Annotated in this window: 18 protein-coding genes and 1 pseudogene; 3 read left to right on the top strand and 16 right to left on the bottom strand. The window is 38.7% G+C overall.

The genetic code is table 11. The features are described 5' to 3' along the window. Positions 1 to 41 precede the first annotated feature (41 nt). On the bottom strand, positions 42 to 185 hold the full coding sequence (locus M3189_RS04845) for a hypothetical protein (protein ID WP_251632648.1): 144 nt from the start codon (positions 183 to 185) through the stop codon (positions 42 to 44). Between the two features lie 102 nt (positions 186 to 287). Further along, positions 288 to 1,769 carry a helix-turn-helix domain-containing protein gene (locus M3189_RS04840; RefSeq protein ID WP_251632647.1) on the bottom strand — a complete coding sequence of 494 codons (1,482 nt, stop codon included), beginning with the start codon at positions 1,767 to 1,769 and terminating at the stop codon, positions 288 to 290. Positions 1,770 to 1,954: 185 nt separating this feature from the next. On the opposite strand from M3189_RS04840, the gene M3189_RS04835 reads away from it, so the two are divergent. Beyond that, positions 1,955 to 2,365, top strand: coding sequence for a VWA-like domain-containing protein (locus M3189_RS04835; protein ID WP_251632646.1), 411 nt, complete (start codon positions 1,955 to 1,957; stop codon positions 2,363 to 2,365). Between the two features lie 173 nt (positions 2,366 to 2,538). Here the strand turns inward: M3189_RS04835 and M3189_RS04830 are convergent. From M3189_RS04830 to M3189_RS04765, 14 genes and pseudogenes are all read right to left on the bottom strand, one after another. Beyond that, positions 2,539 to 2,820 (bottom strand): annotated as a pseudogene (locus M3189_RS04830) (gas vesicle protein); the annotation flags it as partial. 21 nt (positions 2,821 to 2,841) lie between these two features. After that, positions 2,842 to 3,105 (bottom strand): gas vesicle protein K, encoded by a 264-nt coding sequence (locus tag M3189_RS04825; protein WP_251632644.1) that lies wholly within the window; start codon positions 3,103 to 3,105, stop codon positions 2,842 to 2,844. After that, on the bottom strand, positions 3,086 to 3,316 hold the full coding sequence (locus tag M3189_RS04820; protein WP_251632643.1) for a gas vesicle protein: 231 nt from the start codon (positions 3,314 to 3,316) through the stop codon (positions 3,086 to 3,088). Before M3189_RS04820 ends, M3189_RS04825 begins: the two co-directional genes overlap by 20 nt. A 2-nt stretch (positions 3,317 to 3,318) precedes the next feature. Further along, the gene (locus M3189_RS04815; protein WP_251632642.1) at positions 3,319 to 4,137 is read right to left on the bottom strand and encodes a GvpL/GvpF family gas vesicle protein; all 819 of its coding nucleotides are present in this window, start codon (positions 4,135 to 4,137) and stop codon (positions 3,319 to 3,321) included. 26 nt (positions 4,138 to 4,163) lie between these two features. After that, complete coding sequence (locus M3189_RS04810; protein WP_251632641.1) at positions 4,164 to 4,397, bottom strand: gas vesicle protein GvpG; 234 nt, start codon at positions 4,395 to 4,397, stop codon at positions 4,164 to 4,166. Continuing rightward, entirely contained in the window at positions 4,394 to 5,152 is a 759-nt protein-coding gene (locus tag M3189_RS04805; protein WP_251632640.1) for a GvpL/GvpF family gas vesicle protein, read from the bottom strand. Before M3189_RS04805 ends, M3189_RS04810 begins: the two co-directional genes overlap by 4 nt. Further along, positions 5,149 to 6,051, bottom strand: a complete 903-nt coding sequence (gvpN, locus tag M3189_RS04800) for a gas vesicle protein GvpN (RefSeq protein ID WP_251632639.1) — start codon at positions 6,049 to 6,051, stop codon at positions 5,149 to 5,151. The genes M3189_RS04805 and gvpN overlap by 4 nt, the downstream gene beginning before the upstream one ends. 89 nt (positions 6,052 to 6,140) lie before the next feature. Further along, positions 6,141 to 6,377 (bottom strand): gas vesicle protein GvpJ, encoded by a 237-nt coding sequence (gene gvpJ / locus M3189_RS04795; protein WP_251632638.1) that lies wholly within the window; start codon positions 6,375 to 6,377, stop codon positions 6,141 to 6,143. A 238-nt stretch (positions 6,378 to 6,615) separates the two neighbouring features. Further along, the gene (locus tag M3189_RS04790) at positions 6,616 to 7,422 is read right to left on the bottom strand and encodes a hypothetical protein (protein WP_435368062.1); all 807 of its coding nucleotides are present in this window, start codon (positions 7,420 to 7,422) and stop codon (positions 6,616 to 6,618) included. 224 nt (positions 7,423 to 7,646) lie between these two features. Continuing rightward, complete coding sequence (locus M3189_RS04785) at positions 7,647 to 8,954, bottom strand: UDP-glucose dehydrogenase family protein (RefSeq protein ID WP_251632636.1); 1,308 nt, start codon at positions 8,952 to 8,954, stop codon at positions 7,647 to 7,649. A gap of 1 nt (position 8,955) precedes the next feature. Next, the gene (gene galU / locus M3189_RS04780; protein WP_251632635.1) at positions 8,956 to 9,861 is read right to left on the bottom strand and encodes a UTP--glucose-1-phosphate uridylyltransferase GalU; all 906 of its coding nucleotides are present in this window, start codon (positions 9,859 to 9,861) and stop codon (positions 8,956 to 8,958) included. 138 nt (positions 9,862 to 9,999) lie between these two features. Continuing rightward, positions 10,000 to 10,776 carry a HipA family kinase gene (locus M3189_RS04775; RefSeq protein WP_251632634.1) on the bottom strand — a complete coding sequence of 259 codons (777 nt, stop codon included), beginning with the start codon at positions 10,774 to 10,776 and terminating at the stop codon, positions 10,000 to 10,002. Continuing rightward, entirely contained in the window at positions 10,769 to 11,866 is a 1,098-nt protein-coding gene (locus tag M3189_RS04770) for a glycosyltransferase family 4 protein (RefSeq protein WP_251632633.1), read from the bottom strand. The genes M3189_RS04775 and M3189_RS04770 overlap by 8 nt, the downstream gene beginning before the upstream one ends. A gap of 72 nt (positions 11,867 to 11,938) precedes the next feature. Beyond that, entirely contained in the window at positions 11,939 to 13,018 is a 1,080-nt protein-coding gene (locus M3189_RS04765) for a hypothetical protein (RefSeq protein WP_251632632.1), read from the bottom strand. Between the two features lie 338 nt (positions 13,019 to 13,356). Between M3189_RS04765 and M3189_RS04760 the strand changes: the two genes are divergently transcribed. Together M3189_RS04760 and M3189_RS04755 are read left to right on the top strand one after the other, a co-directional pair. Continuing rightward, complete coding sequence (locus M3189_RS04760; protein WP_251632631.1) at positions 13,357 to 14,022, top strand: TorD/DmsD family molecular chaperone; 666 nt, start codon at positions 13,357 to 13,359, stop codon at positions 14,020 to 14,022. 2 nt (positions 14,023 to 14,024) lie between these two features. Continuing rightward, positions 14,025 to 16,397: a DMSO/selenate family reductase complex A subunit gene (locus M3189_RS04755; protein WP_251632630.1), complete on the top strand. Its 2,373-nt coding sequence runs from the start codon at positions 14,025 to 14,027 to the stop codon at positions 16,395 to 16,397. The last annotated feature ends 154 nt before the right edge of the window (positions 16,398 to 16,551 follow it).

The raw sequence follows: 16,551 nt of genomic DNA, 5'->3' as shown, positions 1-16,551 counted from the left end.
CTATATAACTCGTTTATTTTTAGCCTATAACTATATTATTTTTAGAAAAATGTAATTTTTTTATAAAAAATAGGCTGTGTTAAACTAGGCTGTTGATTTGCGCTCCAGGCGCTATGCTTTCCGCGGGCTCGCCCGTGAGCCTCCTCGCAGCTTCGCTCCTGTGGGGTCTCACTCAGCTCGTGCATCCCGCAGGAGTCAAGCGCCTTCCGCTCCAATCAACAGGTTCTAAAATCAACAGTATCCTTTAACACAGCCTAAAAATAAGACTCAATATATTCTGAGTCTTATCACTTTTTATTCATCCGATATTCTCTCGGCGAGACTCCGACTACTTCTTTGAATATTCTGCTAAAGTAATTGGGATTATGGAAACCTACCAGCATTGCTACTTCCTTTACTGGCTTATTGGTTTCAAGTAAGTACCTTTTCGCTTCCTTTAGTCTTATTCCTGAAAGGATGTCCGTAAAGCCTCTGCCTGTCTTTGAGATGAGCAAGTGACTGAAATAAGATGAATTTCGGTCGACATACTTTGCTACATCCTCTAGTTTTAGGTCCTTGTTAGTGAAATTGGACTCTATAAAAGCAATCCCGCGCTCAATGAGGTCTTGTTTGAACATCTGAGGATTCGTTCCTGCTGCTAAAAATAATTTTTGAACAAATAGGATTAAATTTTGAACTGACCGATAGAGCACACTATCATACAAAATGGAATGGAAGATATGGCGATATTCATTTTCGTAATTTTGCTGTTCATCTAACTCGTAGGTCTTCATAAATCGTCTTATTTGCGCTAAGATGCTCGTCAGCCTAATTCTTACCAGCCCCGGATCTGGATAAGGATCTTCCATTTGGAGAAATTCATTGTAAAGCCATCTTTTTATACCTTCGATATCATGATTTGTCAGCATGTCCACCCAACCCCTTTGTTCAGGGGGTGCCAAAAAAGGATCGATATGTATCCATTTAGGAGTGTATGAAAACTCCACAATTTGTCGATAGCCGCGATAATAAGTAAATTCCAGCATTTTTACTGTTTCATGAAATTTTTCTTTAAGGTTTTCTTGTGGTGACTTATTGGTACGAACCACAATAGCAAGCGTGTCAGAGAATTCTTCATCCCATTTCCTCATGGCCTTTTGGCATTGTTCTTTACTACTCTGGCAAGTTTCTTTAAATAAAAGAACCACCATATCGTTTAAAGGGAATATCCCATGAATCTCCCTAAATGGATAATCTGTTAAGAAGGAATACAGTACATCAAGGTTCTTTGTATTTTCAATTTTAAAAGCAGTTATGATATAGTCCTCTGAAACTGGGCGCTCAGAAATAAAAAGAGCTTCATACGATAAGTCCTTATTGAATGGTAGATGAGGAGATGCTTTTGTATCCTTTTTTTTATCCAGTGCTTTTGTTGCCTTTTGATAAGCAGACTTCACCTTTGTCGCAGAAAAGGGTTTAATCATTAGTTCGATGGCTTGAAGGTCAATCGCTAAACGAGCTTTTTCAAAGGTAGCCTCTGCACTCGTAATTAGCAATATAGGTTGATAGATTTGCACTAATTCTCTGAAACTAGACCAATTATCACTTGTAACCATATCTAGTTCTAATAAGATAATATCCGGTGAATCTTTCTCAAAAGAAACAATAAAGTCTTGATAATTGGAGGCCAATAGGATTGTAGACACAGGTATGGAGGATGATTTTAACAGCCATTTTAATCCCTCTCGCTCATTTAAATCACGGTCTGCAATCAGCCATTTGCCTTCCATTGAAATTCCTCCCATCTAAAAATAGTGCTACTAATATAATAAAAGTATACATCCTATATGATATTCTACAACTGTTTTCGGTTTAAAGATCTTATACATAAAATGAAAATATTTTAATCGAATTCATAGGTTCATTATGCGCATAATAATTTTTGTGACTATTGAAGAGAGGGGAAAAACTAGGGATGAAATGGCACAAGAATTTACTAAAAATTGTACAGGACCGACAAGGTAAAAGACTGGCTTTAGTCGTGGACACCTCCACAAATGAAACAAAAATTGATCTCATCGCAAATGTTGTAACATTTTTCAAAGAGCTGACTCCTGAAACTACACTCATTCAAGCCGATTTTAAAATACGGACAACAGAGCCCATTACGGAAGGTTCAGAAATAAAGTACCACACGCACGGCAAAGCTTCCTATACTTTAGCACTTGAGTGGGCAGAAGAAGAGAAAATTGAAACGGTTTTTTATATCACTGATTTAACAGGTTTTTTACCAGAGGACATGCAAGTTCCATTTGAGGTGTATTGGCTGGTACCGACAGAATTTGTTCCAAAAGCACCGTTTGGTAAGGTAATGAAGATTGTTTAGGAAAAGTCCGAGCAAAAAGAGGAGCATAACTCCTCTTTCAAAAATTTTTTACTGAATTATGATGAACTTTCATCCATATGAACGGGAGATGAATTCTGAAAAGTTGAAGATGAGCTTTCTTCATTCAAGATGGGAATGGGTTTCTCCCTCACTGGAAGTGGTATTGTATTTTTCTCAACCAGCTGCTCTAACCGATGAATTCTTTCCTGTAATTGAGCACGTTCCTTTTCTGCCATTATGCCTTTTGAGGAATAATATGGATCTTTTTCCCACCAATCCATGCCTATTTCTCTCGCTTTGTCTACAGAGGCAACCAGAAGCCTAATTTTTATTGTTAACAAATCAACATCTGCCAAAGATATTTTTATATCCCCAGCGATGACGACTCCTTTATCAAGAATCTTTTCAAGAACATCAAGTAAATTCGATGATTGCGGCGGGTGATGTATGGGCATATGACCCCTCCTAATCTGCGATTAAAGCAGTTTTCCTAATGGGCCCAATTCAATATTGAGATCCTCATTTTCTAAACCAAAAACTAGCTTTAATTCTTCCATTTTTTCTTCCAGTCTCATTAATGTTAAACCTAATTCTTCCATTTGTTCATCAGTTAATGAATCATTTTCCACTCTCCGCATCGCCTGCCTTTCCATAAGCTGACGGAGTAGTTCAATGATTGTAAGGACTAATTTTGCTAACCCTTGCTCGACTTGATTAGAATCAATTGGTAATCTCTCCATCCTCTCTTACCTCCTCGACAATTTTTCGTTCATAAGGTCCAAAGGCGCTTTCAATCGATGAAATAAGCAGTTTAAGGTCCACAACAATTAAATCGATATTCGCAACCGATATGAGTATTTCTCCACTAACAACTACGCCCGTATCAATAATTCCATCCAAGAGGTCCAACAGTGTCATTTCTTTATTTTGAAATAGATGATACTGTTCCATCTTTATTTCTCCTTTGAAAAATGATATGGCGGCCAGGGTCCGCTTACTTCAAAGGTACATCCTAATTCTGCGTATTCATGTTCCAATTCGAGAATCTTATTTAAAAATGACTCTGTTTTCTTTTTATCTAGTAAAAAATCACAGTTTACAATCATATCGTCACTTCGTTCGGTTATCTCTCTTCCCCAATTTTTTCGAAGCTTTGACTCCACGAATAATAACTGTAACTCCTGCTCAATCCGATGCCACCACCCAGATTGTTCTTCTTCTAATTGAGAAGCTATCAATTGATTCAGCTTCTTTTTCATAATAAATTGTTTTCCCTTTGGCATCGTTACGATGTTTTCTCTTAACTCCAATACTGCTCGATTTTGATTTACCACATAGGAAAATGCCTGTTCTGGGTTGCAATAAATTTTCACATTCATTTCCTGCATATTTTTCAGGGCATTTAACTTTTGAAGAATCACGTCGTATTGCTCGTGTAGTAAGCTTTTTAAATTCTCTTCTTTTTGAAAAATTGTACAAAATGACATTGGGAGGACGGTAAACTGGCTATACAAAACCGAAATACATTCATGATGATGAAATGCTTTTTCCTTAAGCCATTCAGTATTTTTTAGCTGTTGATCAATATACTGCTGGGAAAAATTCAGGGGATTAACTGGGGTAATTACTGCAGCTAGTTCTTTATAGGGAATGACTGAGGCTCTCTTTTGATCGATTCCAATAATGGCAGGGATTTCAGCATCCTTTAGTTCCTTTGCAAGGATGATACCATACAAATAGAGAAAATCAGTTTCAGCCGTAATATGTGTCATACAGACCTCCTCCTTTAAACAAGGAATTAATATTCATTTTTTTCTCGTTCTTTGGCAATTTTGTACCGATTAAGTAATTCTTGTTCTTTTTCTATATAGGCGATTTCATCAATTTCCTCCATATCGTACATCATATGCAGTTCAATCAACTGTTGTTGAATATAAGTGAGGTCGTAAAGTTCTTGATCTACCTCTTTGTTGATTTTTTCACCAAGTTTAATGAGTGAACGAATGGGCAAAGTAAATATTTTGAATATCATAATTCCCCTTCAATCCTTAAACGGATATTCACAAAGTTGTATGCTGGCCATGGGCCAGAATACTTAAACTCCGCTTTATCCTTCCATATTTCATAGAGATCATTTATCTTCTTATCAAAAGATTCTTCATTACTAGAATCAATTAGAAAGGCAGCATTTAACAGTGTTTTTCCTGGGATGGTTTTATTCTGCTTTCCTGCTTCCGCAAGCTCAAGCAATGATTCAAAAATTTCTGCAGCCGCTTTCTCCTCTAAATGAAGAATGAAATTTTGGGCTTGCTCACCTAGTTGTATCTGCTCATAAAATGAAGCAGGATCAGCGTGGTCTTTCTTCTTGGTTTTCCACTCATTTAATATCGGATTATTCTTCATCTCCTGTTCAAGCCATTCTTTCTTCGGAATTACTTTTAAGCCTACTTCCATTTTGTTTTCTAAATGCGAAAACAATTTTTCGAACTCCTCATTTAAGTGTTTCATAATTAAAAGAACATCGTTTTTGGAGTGAAATACATTTCCAAAACTGAATGGAATGACGCTATATTGTTTCATTACTTCCGTGATTGTTTGTTGATGGGCCATTAAATTGTTCCGTGTGGGTAAAACCTCTCCTGAAACTTTGGATACCACCATTGCTACATTTTCGAAATGGATGGTATAAACACCGCTTTTTCTTTCATTTACATGAACGGTTCCAAATTTCTTAGGCGTCTTTTCTCGTATCGCACAAAAAATGTACACACCATCTTGTGTACTCATTTTTTTTCTTCCCTTCTCAGAATTTCCTTTAGTATTAGTTCCCTTATTTTCACAGGTGGCTGTTTCGGAAGAATTTGAGTCATTGGTCTTATTAATACATCCATACAAAGTGCCTGATATTGGATATCCGTTGGAGTTATTTCAATGTTTGATTTTTTTGCAACAGCCGCAATCATGATTGTGGCTCGTAAACTAGGACAAAATCCATTACCATAAGACCTTAGATTGGTAACCAGCCTAACTACTTCCTCTGCTTCATGTTTTTTTAGTCCTGTTTTTTGGTTTAGAATTTCTATCTCTGTTTCCCTGTCGCAAGAATCTAAATGGATGGTAATAAGTCGATCTAAAAGTGCGTCCTGTGTATGAAAGGTTCCAGCATACTCATCGGGATTACTGGTAAAAATGATTAAAAAGTCGGGATGACATTTAATAAATGAATTCTTTCCATTTCCATAAAGAGGCAAAACCTTTTCCTCTAATAGGGATAAAAATATATTATTCGCTTCAGGAAGGGAACGTGAAAACTCATCATAAATTACGACATGTCCATTTTTTACTGCTTCTATGAGTTGACCATCAATCCAAACAGGTTTGATTTCCTGCTCTTTCTTAAAAACAGTGTGAATATAGTTATCAATGATTTCTTTCTTTCTTACTCCAGAATACTGACCCAATAGGTCTTTGTTGGATAATTCATGATGACCACGAATTACGGTAACCTTTCTCTTTAGTTGTTTAGCAATATATAATGCTAAACTTGATTTTCCAACTCCTGTTGGTCCAACAAAATGGACAGGAAAACCTGCCCTCAAATAGTGCAAGGTTCTTGAAATGATGTTCTCGAAAAAAGGAGTGGATACAAACTCACCGGTTCCGTTTTGTTTATCTGACGGATTCAACATTTTTCCTCCTTAAGATTAAAGTTTCGTAAAAAAGGAGCCAAGGCACAGTCAAGCCTAGGCTCCTTCGATTGAAATTCAAAACACGACTACGACTCCTCTACAAAAGGATGATGATGATGATGATCCTTAAGAAGACCAACCGCTTTCGCATATCTTAACCATGTATCTACACTGGCAATAACGATACGGGCATCAATTGTCAAAAGCTCGATTCCAACTAAAGAAACACGAGCCCATAAATCAATAACCACACCCTTATCCAAAATACGGTCAATTACCTCTGCTAAGCTTGAAGAGTCAACACTTTTTTGAATAGCAGCCATCTAATCCCCTCCTTCCATTGACTGTGAGCTAAAGAGGGAGTGTTATAAATTATTCTTATTCTATTCCACGTGACACTCACATCTCTTTACCCATCAGCCGCCTTCGTTAATAAAAACGATTACTATACTATATGAATATCCCATTATTTTGAGTGGACAAGTGCTTTAATAAAAGACAGTTTTAATAAAAGAAATGAGTCTTCCATTGTTTCGAAGACTCATTTCTTTATAAGGGAAATTATTGATTTTTCACGATTTTTGATGGATTGTTGACTTTATATAAGACCGGTGTATCGACGACAAACTCTTCTTCTACGTCTTTGCCTTTTGCTAATTTCTTCTTTGCCACTTTTCCGTCAAATTCCAGTTGATCTCCTGGTGCTAATTCAAACTTCTTTAGTGTTTTGCTGTGACTGCACCAGGCAAGTCCAATTTCAATCGGTGGATCCTGGACTACTTTGACATTTTCTAGAACAACCACTTCATCGTTTTCTTCATTAAATGGGTTGTACGTAAGCGCAAACTGTTTGACGCTTGCAGTAAAGTGAACTTTATCTACTGGAAGCTCGATTTTAGGCTCTTGCTCTTTTTTTGGTTTTGTTGCCTTTGGTTTTTTGGGTTCAGATTTTGCCACCTTCTTTGGTTCAGGTGTTTCTTCGTTTACCTGAGTCTCGTTAACTTGTTCCGGTGTACTAAAATCCTTCTCCTCAACCTGCAGCATGCTCTCCCTGCCAAAGCTGGATGACTGCATTTCCTTCAAAAAAGCAGGGTTTATACAAGTTAAATTCCCATCCCGGAACTCAATCACAAGCGTGTTAAACTCCTCAGACTTCCCGTACGTTTCATACCCCTTAATCATCACCACACGCTGGTAATTCCGTTCCTTAAACAGAAACTCCCGCTTCGCCTCCTTCGCAGAGGAAAGCCCCCACTCCTTCAACTTCTCACGGTAATGCTCATCATCACGAAACCCCTCAAAATCCCCTTTTGGCGGAACATAACGAGTCAAACCACTCCGTTCTAACTGTTCATGCTCAATAACCATCTTTTCACACCTTTCTATGGGCAACACTTTTGGTGACAACCACCACTTGTCACCTTGGTGACAGGCACCACTAATGAACAAATGTCCGTCTCCAGTGGACACTTCGTTTTCTTTATGTATTTTCATTTGATACTTTTTTTATTGTATCAAAGTTTGCAATTAATGAAAAAAGCTTAGGCATGATTTTGTAGTATTTTTGTTTCTACAAAGATCATGCCTATTTTTTAGATGATGATTGGCGGTTTGCCTATCGGATAGTATTCTACTGAAACACAGTTTCGGATTTTTTCTTCCGGCAGACAGTTTCTGCCATCGAAGATGATGGGTTCTTTCATTTTCCCTGCCATCTCTGCTACGTCTATATTTTTAATCTCATTCCACTCTGTCACAATCAATACGGCGTCTGCTTCAAACACAGCTTCATCGATGGAACCAGCATATTTTATGGTTTCCCCAATAATTCGACGAGCATTCTGAGTAGCAACAGGATCGTATGCGATGACATTTGCTCCTAATTTTGTTAAGCCGTGTGCAATTGGTATAGATGGTGCCTCTCTCATATCATCTGTTTCTGGTTTAAAGGCAAGGCCAAGCATTGCAATTTTTTTGCCTTTTAATCCCCCAAACCTCTTCAATGCCTTTGTCACCAGCAATTCTCGCTGATACTCATTAATTGCAATGGTTTCTTGTAACAGCGGAAAATTAACTCCATTTACCCCAGCAGTATGCAGCAAGGCTTTGACATCTTTTGGAAAACAAGAGCCACCGTAGCCGATACCTGCATTCAAAAATGCTTCACCTATCCTTTTGTCCTTTCCCATTCCTCTCGCAACGTCTGTTACGTCTGCTCCGACTGCTTCACACAAATTGGCAATTTCATTGATATAACTAATCTTCGTTGCTAAAAACGCATTCGAGGCATATTTAATCATTTCTGCACTTTTGGTGCTTGTTAGAAGCACTGGCACATTTAAAGGCCGATACATTTCATGAATTTTTCCTGCTGCCTCTACATCTTCAGAACCGATAATAATTCGGTCAGCTTTCATCGTATCTTCTATCGCAGACCCCTGACGAAGAAATTCAGGATTAGAAACCATTTTCACTTTAAATCCACAATGGTCTTCAATCAGCTTTCCAATAAAATCATTCGTTCCGACTGGCACAGTACTCTTAATGACGATGATGGTTTGCGGAGATAAATATGGGGAAATATCTTTTGCAGCTTGTACTAAATAAGAAAGGTCCGCTGCACCGTCATCGCCTTGTGGAGTCCCCACTGCAATAACGATGATTTCCGTTTCCGCTGCTAACGCCTTAGAAAGAGAAGTGGTAAAATGAAGTCTGCCTGCTGCCATATTAGTAGCTAATAATTGTTCAAGACCTGGTTCATAAATGGGGGAAATCCCTTTCCTTAATTGCTCAATCTTTTGTTCCATTATATCCATACAAGTGACATGGTGACCGATTTGTGATAAACAAACACCCGTTGACAATCCTACATAGCCTGTTCCTAAAACAGTAATCTTCATATCAATCAATCTCTCTTTTACTATTTTGAAGGTTCTGTATGGTAATGACTTCTTGCAAATAAGCTAATACCGATTCATTGATATCGTCCCGACTTAATGCGAAATCGATCGTGGCTTTAATAAATCCAATTTTATCGCCGATATCATATCGCTTTCCCTGAAAATTATAAGCAAATACCGCCTGATGTTTATTTAGTTCATTGATCGCATCCGTCAGCTGTAATTCATCGCCTCTCCCCACTGGGATTTGCTCCAATATTTCAAATATCTTTGGGCTCAAAACATAACGTCCCATAATGGCATATCTTGAAGGTGCCTCTTCTAGGCTTGGCTTCTCAATTAACGAATCAATATTAAATAGGTCTGACTCAATCATCGTCCCTTTTGGCTTAATAATTCCGTATTTACTTACATCTTTTTCTGGAACCTTTTGAACGGCAACAACCGAACTATTATAATATTCGAATACATCAATGACCTGCTTTAGGCAGGGAATTTCCGACATGACGATATCATCACCAAGTAAAACCGCAAATGGTTCGTCGCCAATTACACTTTTCGCACAAAGAATAGCATGTCCAAGCCCTTTCGGCTCTTTCTGGCGGACATAAACGATATTTACTAAGTTTGATATTTTTTGAACTTCTGCTAACATATCAAGTTTGTTCTTTCTATAAAGTGTGTCCTCAAGCTCATACGATTTATCGAAATGATCCTCAATGGACCTTTTACCTCTGCCGATGATGATGATAATCTCTTCAATACCAGAAGCGACAGCTTCTTCCACAATATATTGAATGGTAGGTTTATCAACTATCGGCAACATTTCCTTTGGCTGCGCTTTCGTCGCTGGCAAAAATCGAGTTCCGAGGCCAGCTGCTGGAATAATGGCCTTTCGGATTTTCATATGCTGCCTCCTTTCCTTTTCTCCTCTATTCTTTATATGCAGATGGACAACCACCTGTCACGTTAGGAACCTATTAAAATCGTTTTCAACAGACCTTTTCTATAAAATAAAACTCCCTTTACATGAGTGCCAAGGGAGTCATTTATCTTGTTCATGTATTGGCCGATAAACCCTTTTAATAAACCTTTCCATCAGTTTTTTTAGTATTCTTTTCCGACGTACGACCAAGGCGGTAACAATCGCTTTTCTTTCTTCACTCGTAACCTGCCAATCTTCCGGAATGAGTGCTACAATTTCCTCTATTAAGTGAATAGGCAGTGTTTGAATGATTTCAAGCTGTTCACTAAACTTCTGCTCATCCTCAATAAAATAGGCCATTATTTGATGTGTTGCACTTTTTAAAATCGTAATCGGCAGTGTTTCCAAATCTTGCAGTGTCCAGTTAAAGGAGGCGAATACTTCCGCATGATCGATAATCCATAAGCGGTAGGATTTCGGAGTGTCATCACACAAGATGATATTTTTCCTTGTTCGATCACGATTACACATCCAGTAATCAAATAATATAACACCTGCTAGGTTTTCATTGTTAGAAATGGCAGGAACCTCTGTCACTTGATGTCCATCAAAGCAATCTGGCACGTAAAGACTTGCAAACTGAAACTGCGTTTGAGTCATTTGAGAGAGTTCAGGGTATTGTGCGGAAAATTCAGGAGGGATTTCTACTAATTGTGCAAAAGGTATTGGCAGTCCAAGGTAACGGGCTAAGCAATAAGCGACCCATTCATTGGCCAATGTTTTTTCAAATCCTGGCTGGAAATATTTCACGACATAATCACGGCCATCATTAAATGTTAACAAGTGAGCATTTGATTTTCCTTCTAGTGTTTTCTTATAGGCGACTGGTTTAATCATTCCCCGCTCTCTCCCCTCCTATTTTTTTCAATAAATCAACATATTGTTCTGCCACAATCTCTATTGCGAATTTTTCATGGACACGGGCTATCGCAGCCTCTGACATTTGTTGATGAAGGATTGGATTATCCACTATACTAGAAAGCTGGTTCACTGCATCCTCTACATTTTGACCGCGAAATAGCAGCCCATGTTCACCATGTACCACCAACTCTGTGACTGGCATCATTTTCGAGGCAACTACCGGTACACCACAAACCATCGATTCAATGAAGGTATTTCCAAAGGATTCGGTCTTTGTAGTTGCCAGTGTACAGCCGCCTGATTGGCGAATTTTCGCATACACCTGCGGCATTTGTTGATAAGGTATCACTGGAAACCATTTGACTATATCCGTGAGGTTTTCCTCCTGCCATTTGGCTGCAAATTCCTCCCTCTGGACACTTTGTGCCCCGCCAATCACCCAAAATTCAATATCATCACGCTGACCTTTTATTTGCTTAGCCACTTCTACTAACATTTGCCAGTTTTTGCGTTTGTCCAAACGGCCAATCCATCCGATTATTTTTTTACCATTTGGAAGTTTAGGCTCGCTGTTAACATCTATCTCATCAGCTGATAAAGCGTGATAGAACGACGTATCGATGCCATTGTAGATAATATGAATCGGAATATTGTCTGTTAATATGGAAACCAATCTTTTTTGATACTGTGAAGGAACAATGATGGCTTTCGGCTCGATTCCTCTGAATGATTTTAAATGAGGCTTGAGCTTTATCAGTTCTGGGGTGCGTGCCTCAACCAATACTGGGCCTTGATAATTTGCTTTATGAAGCCATTTAAATGCAGCACCTGTGTCAACAACAATAATGGCGTCATACTGATTGTTTTTAATAATCTTGATAATCTCCTGCTCATCCTTTGTCAAATATACGGGAGCGACATCTTCCATAATATGAAGCCCGCCATGATCGGTAGTGTATAGAAACTCTGTATCAATTCCATGTTTCTTAAAATAAATCGAGCGATTACGCCAGCCGGCATTCACCCCTCCAACTGTCAGCAGACGCCAGATTACTAATACTTTCATAATGGTTTCTCCTTGTTTTCATTAGGCTCCTCCCCATCATGTTAGGTCTCTTATTTCAACCCTTATCACTGTTTAATGACGTTTTTTATTTTTGTTTTTGCCTTTCTTATCGTCCCGACGGTCACGGTCATCGTATCGATCACCAGAGTAGTGTTTTCCACCTTTACCACCCTTAGCGCCTTTGCTGTATCGGTCTCGATCACCTTCAAAGTGTTTCCCACCTCTGCGGCCACGATCACCTCTAGAGGATCGATCACCTTCAAAGCGTACCTCGCCCTTATACTCTCTCTCGCCTACTGGGTGTCTTTGTTCAAAACTTTGTTCGAGTTTGTCCCAATGTTCATCAATTTCTGCCATTACTGCTTCTGGATCTACTCCTCGTGCAAGCATCGTTTTAATCCATTCTTCCTTAAAAACCTTATGAACGAGACCATGGAGCAGGTTTACATAGTTTTTCTCATCCGCTGTTGTCAATAAACTATTACTAAGATTTTTTATTTTATTTTTATCCGGCTCTTGTGGGAGAAGTAATGCTGTGATTTCTCGTGAGATTTCCTCCATCCGAATGTAATGGAGCCATTCCGCATATAATTCTGGGGCCATTTCTTGGACATGCGCCATAAAGATGGCTTTATTTTCTTCCCCTAAGGATGTCAATAACTTTCTTGGATATGGGTAGACGCGATCGCGCCAAATGGTTCTAGCAACGTCAATTACCTTTAAACTTCCATCAGACTGCAGGTAAATTTGACGCTTATGGTGGTCAATTCTCTCATAGCCAATTTTCTTAAACGTGATTAACATTTCAATTAATTTTGCAGAAAGTGCCTGTGTTAATGGCTGGGATTGTAAATACTCACGTAAATCTACGCCCCTGATGATTTCCATCACAATATAGAGAGGACCTTTCCCATAAAGCTTTGGAAATAAAGCAGTTTGCTGACCAAGGGATAGCGCATAATATTCGCGGTCACAATCCTCGGTATTACCAAATACCTTCACACAAATGTCATTATTAATTTGGAAAACAGCACCTTGTCGCCCTTTCCCCATCATGACTAACGGTGAGTTATTCACTACTTCCACGTCAGCATTGATTAGATTGGTTACTTTAATGTTGTTCATCCATTGTTGTAAATTCTTAATATCCATATATTCCCTCCTTTCTTTTCAAGTTGGAAGCTTGATTCATTTCATTTAATTTGGCAGTATCCATTTGCATTCGGCTTGTCTATTTCGAAACCCTAAAAATTTACTGCCTATTATAATAGATTCAATTGATGTATAAAGTGTTAAGGCAGTTGACTATAAAATAAAAAAATGTATCCCTTTCTTATCATTACCAATACCAAATTCAAATGAAAATTATTCTCAATGTCCATATATTGTTAAAGAAGTCATTAAATTTTTCTTAACAATTTATAGAATGAAATTTTCTGACGATAACATAGGTTACTATTACTATATCAGTTAGTTTGAAAGGAGAATTTATGTCTACAATTGAGAGCAGCCAATGGAATGAAGCTTCCCTTTTACAAAATCGACTTTATATTAATCAATTCATTCGTTTTATTTTTGACGCACCATCAAATAGGCAGCAATTAATTACATTCATCAATCATCCACAATGGAAGCCCCTTTGCGAAATCAGCGAAGGCTTTCGTCACATAGATGATTCCATTCAAGAACTTCGTGTAGATAACGGTGAGAAAATTAAACGATTGCAGGAAGAGTATAATCGCTTGTTTGTAGGACCTAATGCCTTGCCCGCTCCCTTATGGGAATCTGTCTATTTAGGCAGTGAGCATTTACTGTTTGAAGAAGTGACTTTAGAGGTTAGGAAGTGCTATCGTCAGTATGGTTTAACTTTTATCCGTGAGAGTAAAGAGCCTGATGATCACATTGTGATTGAATTAGAGTTTCTAAGCTATCTTATTCAAAAAACAATAGATTGCGAAGATGTTGAAACGAAAAAAAGATTATTAGATGATCAATATTCCTTTTTAAACAATCATCTTTTAAAATGGTGCCCCACTTTTTGTGAACTATTGAGCAAAGCAACTCAGTTTGAATTGTACCAAGGTGCTGCCCTGCTCTTAGAAGAGTATCTCAATCTAGAAAAAGAACTAATCCCTGCCTTGAAGGAGGCCCTCTAAACATGAGTGATAAAAATATTTTAACTAAAATTGGCGAGAGTAAACTTTCACGTAGATCATTATTGAAATGGACGGGTATTGCCACTGTCCCGGTTATTGCCGGCGGAGTCTGGTCCACTAAATATCTATCTGAAAACAAAAACATTGTGGAAGCAAGTGAAACTATAGTTCCAACGTGTAGCACCTTGGACTGCGGCGGTAAATGTATGATTAAGGCACATGTAAGGGACGGGGTAATTACTAGAATAAGTGCCCGGAGTGATAAAGAATTAGATGAAGCTAATCCATATATGAAGGCCTGTGTTAGAGGACGCTCCTATCGAAAAAATCAATACCATCCAGATCGTTTAAAGTATCCAATGAAGCGAGTAGGTAAACGCGGCGAAGGAAAATTTGAGCGAATAAGTTGGGAAGAAGCAGTTGCTACTATTATTAAAGAAACCAAACGGATTACTGAACAATATGGTCCAGCCTCTCGGTACGTTCATCAGGGTACTGCTGTTACTGGCGGTACAATAGGCGGAGCCCAACTGGCAAGAAGATTAATGGCATTAAGTGGTGGATTTTTAAACTATTACCATTCCGTAAGTATGGGAAATACGGCTGCGGCAACACCTTATACATATGGTACACACCAAACCGGAAACAGCCTTGATTCCCTCAAAGATTCAAAACTGATTCTCTTATGGGGGCACAACCCTTCTGAAACCATTTTTGGAAACACCCTTCATTATTATAAAAAATTAAAAGAAGCCGGAATCAAGATTATTTCAATTGACCCTCGGTATTCCAATACGGCTGTAGCTTTTGCGGACGAATGGATTCCCTTATTACCAGGAACAGACAATGCCTTAATGGATGCTATGGCATATGTAATTGTCAAAGAAAACCTGCACAACAAGGAATTTCTCGATAAATTTGTAGTTGGTTTTGATGAAGAACATATGCCTGAGGGTGTCCCTGCGAATGAATCACTCGTTTCCTATTTATTTGGAAAAAAAGATGGCATCGAAAAAACACCTGAATGGGCAGAGAGAATCTGTAAGGTGCCTGCTAAGAAAATCACAGAGCTTGCCCGTGAATATGCAACAGCTAAACCAGCAGCTTTGATTCAAGGCTGGGGCCCGCAGCGTCATGCAAGCGGTGAGAGGATTGCCCGTGGTGGAACCATGTTAGCTTCGATTACAGGAAATGTCGGTGTGTCAGGCGGCTGGGCATCTGGTTATGGAGGAATTCCGAGAAAATTCCCTATGGGAATCCCAGTTCCTGATAATCCAGTTAAAGAGAGTATTTCTATTATGAACTGGACAGATGCCATCACAGATCCTAGTAATGTCACTCCCGAAAATGGACTTAAGGATGGCGACAAGCTTACTTCTAACATTAAATTAATTTATAATTTAGCTGGAAATTACTTAATTAACCAACAGCCTGATATCAATAAAACAAAAAAAATCTTAGAAGATGAAAGTTTAGTAGAATTTATCGTTGCCAGCGACCATTTCCTCACACCAAGTGCGAAATATGCTGATATTCTTTTACCAGAGACCACCTTCTTTGAGCGATGGAATATTGGCGAATCCTGGGCATCTGGAGATTATATCATTCTATCGGAAAAAGTTGTGGAGAATTACTATGAATCACGCTCAGACTATGACTGGTTATCAGAGGTGGCCCAAGGTATTGGTGTAGGTCAAGCCTTTACCGAAGGACGTGATGAAATTGGCTGGATAAACTATATCTTAGATGAAACGAGAAAAGTAGAGCCGGATACTCCAACCTTCGAGGAATTCAAAAAGAAACGGATTCATTATTGGCGTTATGATGGACCAAGGATTGCCTTCAAGGATCAGATTGAGGACCCTGTTAACCATCCATTTGAAACACCATCTGGGAAAATCGAAATTTTCTCCAAACGCTTATATGATATGAACCATAGTGAAATTCCAGCGATTCCAACCTATATTCCTGAATGGGAAGGAGCTGAGGATCCACTAAAAGCCACCTACCCTCTTCAATGTATTACATGGAAAGGAAGAAACCGTGCAAATTCTACATTTGCTAACCACCCATGGTTAAAAGAGGTGGCTGAACAGGTACTTTGGATTAACCCTGCTGATGCCGAGAAGCGAGGCATAAAAAAAGGCGATAAAGTCAAAATTTATAATGGCCGAGGAACCATCATGATTGCTGCGGAAGTCACCACCCGTATTATGCCTGGAGTCGTGGCCATGCAGGCAGGAGCATGGTACGATCCAGATAAAAACGGAGTCGATACAGGAGGATGTGCCAACGTCCTCACTAGCCAACGGATTACCCCTCTAGCCAAAGGCAATGCCCATCAAACCATGCTAGTAGAAGTACAAAAGACATAACAATAAGCAGTAGAAAGCCAGATCCTCAATTAGGAACTGGCTTTTTTCAATTGCAATAGTATCATAAGTGTTAAAATTATTGAAAAATTAACAATTATGCCCTTTATTTATTGTACAATTATGATAGACATACCTTACATACAAAAAGGCCAGA

This window comes from Neobacillus niacini (assembly GCF_023715415.1).
Taxonomy (GTDB): domain Bacteria; phylum Bacillota; class Bacilli; order Bacillales; family Cytobacillaceae; genus Neobacillus; species Neobacillus niacini_C.
Note: the sequence above shows the minus strand (reverse complement) of the source record. Positions and strands in the feature narration are given on the sequence as shown.